The organism is uncultured Microscilla sp. (assembly GCF_947493425.1).
Lineage (GTDB): Bacteria > Bacteroidota > Bacteroidia > Cytophagales > Microscillaceae > Microscilla.
This window is the reverse complement of record NZ_CANLRP010000302.1, coordinates 1-4928: the sequence shown is the minus strand read 5'-3', so window position 1 is coordinate 4928 and position 4928 is coordinate 1. Positions and strand designations below refer to the sequence as shown.

The following is a 4928-nucleotide window of genomic DNA, read 5'->3' as shown; positions in this document are numbered from 1 at the left end:
TACAGTACAAGTAAGCATATTTTTGCTAAAACCTTGCGAAGGCATTGGTTTCAAAGGACTTACATTGAGCAATTTTTCAAAATGCTTAAGCATGTATTGCAAATACAAGAAGCTAGAACTAAAGACAAAAAGGGGTTTGAGTTCAAGTTATATCGGTTTGCCTACATAGCTTGGCACGCGCAAAAGTTAGTAAAGTGGGTGAGAAAAAAAATGAAGCATTTCAAGAAAAAAGGATTTATTACCATACAACGAATCTTGGCTTCTGACCTAGATATTTTAGACCTTTTGCAAAATCAGATAGCAATAAAGTACTGAAAATAAACGACTTAAATACATTGAAATAATTACAACTTAAGCTTAAATTTGACTCAAAGTAAAATATAGGTTTTCAAAAGCCATTCATCTAAAAGTGGATGGCTTTTTTGTTTAGTGCAAATCATATCTAGGGCTACCACGGTGTTTGAACATGATGCAACATAAGCTCATAACTCTTGCCTTGATTTACAGCTTGTGTTCGAAACAAAATAAGGTTAGATTAGTGCAGGAATAATGGTAATATAGTAGCATGAAACAATATGGAGGAATAAGAGTAAGCAAGGTGATCATTATATACTTTATTTCATTGGTCTTGGTCAATCTGGTAGCCATCAATCGTACATTGATCATCATACTTACCTATAATTTGAGTTTATCAGGTATGTTTTGGTTAATAGCACTACAATTTTGTAATCAAGTAAAGCTATTTAATGAAAAGATGATTATTTCTAATGCATTTAGGGTGTGGAAGCCTATACATACAATCAACTATGATAACATTACAAAGCTTATTGTAAAAACAGAATCTACCTATGGCAACCTCAACTTGCTGATTTATACAAACAACTCCTTGAAGTCAAGTTTTCTGTCAAAGTCATCTATTGTTTACAGGTTTACATTACCCAAACCTACACCCTTTGTGAAAGAATTGGCCAAACTACACCTTGACTTGGTTTGGAAACATAATGGAAAGGTCGTTAAAAAGAAAACTCACACCCGCTGATGATTATATTTTAATAGTTGCCTAGCACTCCCTACGTTTTTACTCCAAAATACCCTTGCTAAGCCAAACTCATTTAAATAATCACCTCATTGCCTCGCCTGCCCTGGGCTTATCACCAAAGAGTACATAAAGAAAAGTGTCAATTTAAAGGTTAGGTAAACTCCGTACAAAACCATTAAAAACGCTTCAAATAATACAAAATTGACTTACGCCGTTGCTTGTGTCTTCACAAGCAACCAAAAGACAATGTGTCATTAATAATCGCAGAACAACCTTCTACGCTCGTTTTTCGGGATACTAAAAAACGCCCTCAGGTGCTGGAATCAGAGTCGCTTGTTAAAACCCTTCCGTAGAAGGCTTGGATGAATGGAAACCTCCAAACTTACTTGAGTAGCAAAACCTCTCAAAATACTACGGGACGCCAAGCAATGAAATTTACTACGTTAGGGCAACCATAAAGGATGGCCCCTACAAAAGGCATTTGAATGGGTTTTGACACTGCTCTTACGCCGTTGCTTGTGTCTTCACAAGCAACTTAATAATCGCAGAACAACCTTCTACGCTCGTTTTTCGGAATACTAAAAAATGCCCTCAGATGCTGGAATCGGGGTCGGTTGTTGAAAGCCTTGAGCTATGCTGGGTTTTTAGCATCGCTTGCGCCCATTCGTAATTAAAAAGCCTCGCGCTCATTCGTAATTCGTAATTTAAAAAATCGTAATTCTAAAATCTCCTTCAAATAATACAAAATTGACTGATATTAAGATGAAACAGGCGAGGTTCTATTAAATATTTTGTTGGATTGTAATCGTTTATTTTATTTACTTGTATCTTTGAATATTAAAGTACATACATTATTTATTGAACGATGCAAGCGACGACTGAGACTAATATCACTGACCAGCAGGTGTTTGACCTGATAGGGGCAGAAAAGAAAAGACAACTAGAAGGTATAGAACTGATTGCTTCTGAAAACCTGGTTTCTGAGCAGGTAATGAAGGCAATGGGTACTGTACTCACCAACAAATATGCTGAAGGTTTGCCTGGCAAGCGCTACTACGGTGGTTGCGAAGTGGTAGACCAAATAGAGCAACTGGCCATTGACCGAGCTAAAGAATTGTTTGGGGCAACCTGGGCAAACGTGCAACCTCACTCTGGCGCCCAAGCCAATGCTGCAGCATTTTTGGCCATCTTGAATGCGGGTGACAAAATTTTAGGCTTCGACCTTTCGCATGGTGGACACCTTACCCACGGCTCTACGGTAAACTTTTCGGGTAAAATATACCAACCTTCGTTTTATGGGGTAGAAAAAGATACTGGCCTCATAGACTGGGACAAGGTAGAGCAAACTGCAGTAAAAGAGCAGCCTAAGCTGATCATTTGCGGAGCTTCGGCTTATTCGCGCGACTGGGACTATGCGCGTTTGCGTGCCATTGCCGACAAAATAGGTGCTTTGTTATTGGCCGATGTGTCGCACCCTGCCGGATTGATTGCCAAAGGTTTGCTCAACGACCCACTGGAGCACTGCCATGTAGTAACTACTACCACCCACAAAACTTTGCGTGGTCCTCGTGGTGGCCTGATTATGATGCGCAACGATTTTGAAAATCCATTTGGCATTAAAACTCCTAAGGGTAAAACCCGCATGATGTCGTCATTGCTCGACTCTGGTGTTTTTCCGGGTACTCAGGGAGGTCCTCTTGAACACGTCATTGCTGCCAAAGCCATTGCTTTTGGTGAGGCATTAAGCGATGGTTTCCAAACTTATATTGAGCAAGTGCGCAAAAACGCTGTAGCAATGGCAGATGCATTTGTAAAAAAAGGCTACAATATCATTTCTGGTGGTACCGACAACCACTTGATGTTGATTGACTTACGCTCAAAAGACTTGACTGGTAAAATTGCCGAAAATACCTTGATCAAAGCCGATATTACCATCAACAAAAATATGGTGCCATTCGACGACAAGTCGCCATTTGTTACTTCGGGTATGCGTATAGGCACACCTGCGGTTACTTCTCGCGGTTTGGTAGAGGCTGATATGGCTAAAATCGTTGATTTGATTGATACCGTGTTGATGAACCACGAAAACGACTCTAAAATTGCAGAAGTAAAAGAGGAAGTAAACAACTGGATGAACCAATATCCTTTGTTTACCTGGGGTGAGTAATAGTAACAAGCCATTAGGCACAAGTAGCAAGTGTTGACCTGCTTTGAACGGCAGGTTTAACCAAAAAAGTGGTTACTTGATTGTTTACCTACGGTGAGTTCGTCACAGCAAACTGCCCCGATGAATCGGAATTTATAAAATGGTTGCGCAAAGCGGTGCATAAACTTTATAAACCCAAACCTTTTTACTTTTGATGAAGTTATAAATGAACTTGTTCAATGTCGAATTGTTAAAGATTTGTATAAATCGGTACTTATACATCGAGTTTTTATAACTTTGGCAGGTAGAATAATCAATTCCATCCTTTTGTTGTTGTTTCAAAAGGATGGAATTGCTTAAGAGTAGTTAAAGAAACATACATAACATAAGTTACAGTTTATAAAATTAGCGCTTTGACTGTACTCTTAATAGTCGCTTGAAGCTCGTAACTTTTACCTTGTAGCTTAAATTATACATAACAGCCAACACCATGAGTAATAAACCACTGGATCAGATGGGGGACGATGAATTAGATGACCTGATCACCGGACAAGAGGAAGCAGCCACTACTGAAGTGGCTAAGGTGGAAGAAGAACCTGAAGAAGAAGAAGAAGGAATGTCGTTTGTCGACCATCTCGAAGAGCTTCGCTGGCACCTTATCCGTGGTATTATTGCCGTAGCAGTGTTTACTATAGTCGCCTTTGTATCCAAAAAGTTTGTGTATGGCGTATTGATACTGGGTCCATCTAAATCCGATTTTTGGACGTTCAAAATGTTGTGTGCATTTGGCGAAATGATAGGCTCATCGGTACTTTGCTTTAAGTCACTTGCCATTAAGTTTCAAAACGTCACCATGACGGGGCAGTTTATGATGCACATTACCTCGTCTATAGTCATTGGTATTATTTGCGCGTTTCCTTATTTTTTCTGGGAAATTTGGCGTTTTATAAAACCTGGGCTGTATAAAAAAGAGCAGAAAGCAGCTCGTGGAGCCACTTTTTATGTGAGCTTCTTATTTATGACAGGCATACTGTTTGGCTATTATATCATTGCTCCTTTGTCTATCAAGTTTTTGACAAGCTATCAACTAGACGCCAAAATTGAAAACATCATTACCATCGCCTCTTATGTGTCTATTCTGATGACCTTGGTGCTTGCCTGCGGTATATTGTTTCAATTGCCCGTAGTAGTATACTTCCTGGCAAAAGTAGGGCTCATTACTCCTACATTTTTGCGTGCCCATCGTCGCCATTCGGTCGTAATTATTCTAATTTTATCGGCAGTGCTTACTCCCCCCGATATATTTAGCCAAGTGTTTATTGCTATGCCGTTGTCTTTCCTTTACGAGGTGGGCATTTGGATAGCAGTACGGGTAGAACGCCAACGTTTAAAAGAACTTGCCGAAGAGGAAGAGAAAAAAACGGTGAAAGAAGAGGTAAAAGAGGGGTAGACTCCAAGAGTCAGTGAAAATTAAAAATCCTGAAATTTCATAGAGAAATTTCAGGATTTTTAATTTATAGCTGATTGCTTACTGCTACCTGCCCCTACACTGCCACCTCTTTCGTCTCGGTCTGTGTCTCCACAAATCGCCTCATTACAGCGTCTGGGAAGAGTGTTTTTCAAGGTTTCGATCAGCTCGTAGACACACCATAGCCGTCAGGCTAAACAGAAAACCATAAAAACTAAGTGTTTCTTCTCTTTTACACAGAAATATTTGAAACTAAAAAAACAGCTTGCTGCTGG

General features: G+C 39.6%; 3 protein-coding genes. All 3 read left to right on the top strand.

What is annotated here, in order from left to right:
• Positions 1-565: 565 nt before the first annotated feature.
• Positions 566-1039, top strand: coding sequence for a hypothetical protein (locus tag Q0954_RS32780; RefSeq protein ID WP_299465885.1), 474 nt, complete (start codon positions 566-568; stop codon positions 1037-1039).
• 865 nt (positions 1040-1904) lie between these two features.
• Positions 1905-3206, top strand: a complete 1302-nt coding sequence (gene glyA, locus Q0954_RS32775; RefSeq protein ID WP_299465882.1) for a serine hydroxymethyltransferase — start codon at positions 1905-1907, stop codon at positions 3204-3206.
• A gap of 469 nt (positions 3207-3675) precedes the next feature.
• A complete protein-coding gene (tatC, locus tag Q0954_RS32770) occupies positions 3676-4635 on the top strand; it encodes a twin-arginine translocase subunit TatC (RefSeq protein ID WP_299465879.1) in 960 nt (319 codons plus the stop codon).
• Positions 4636-4928: the final 293 nt, after the last annotated feature.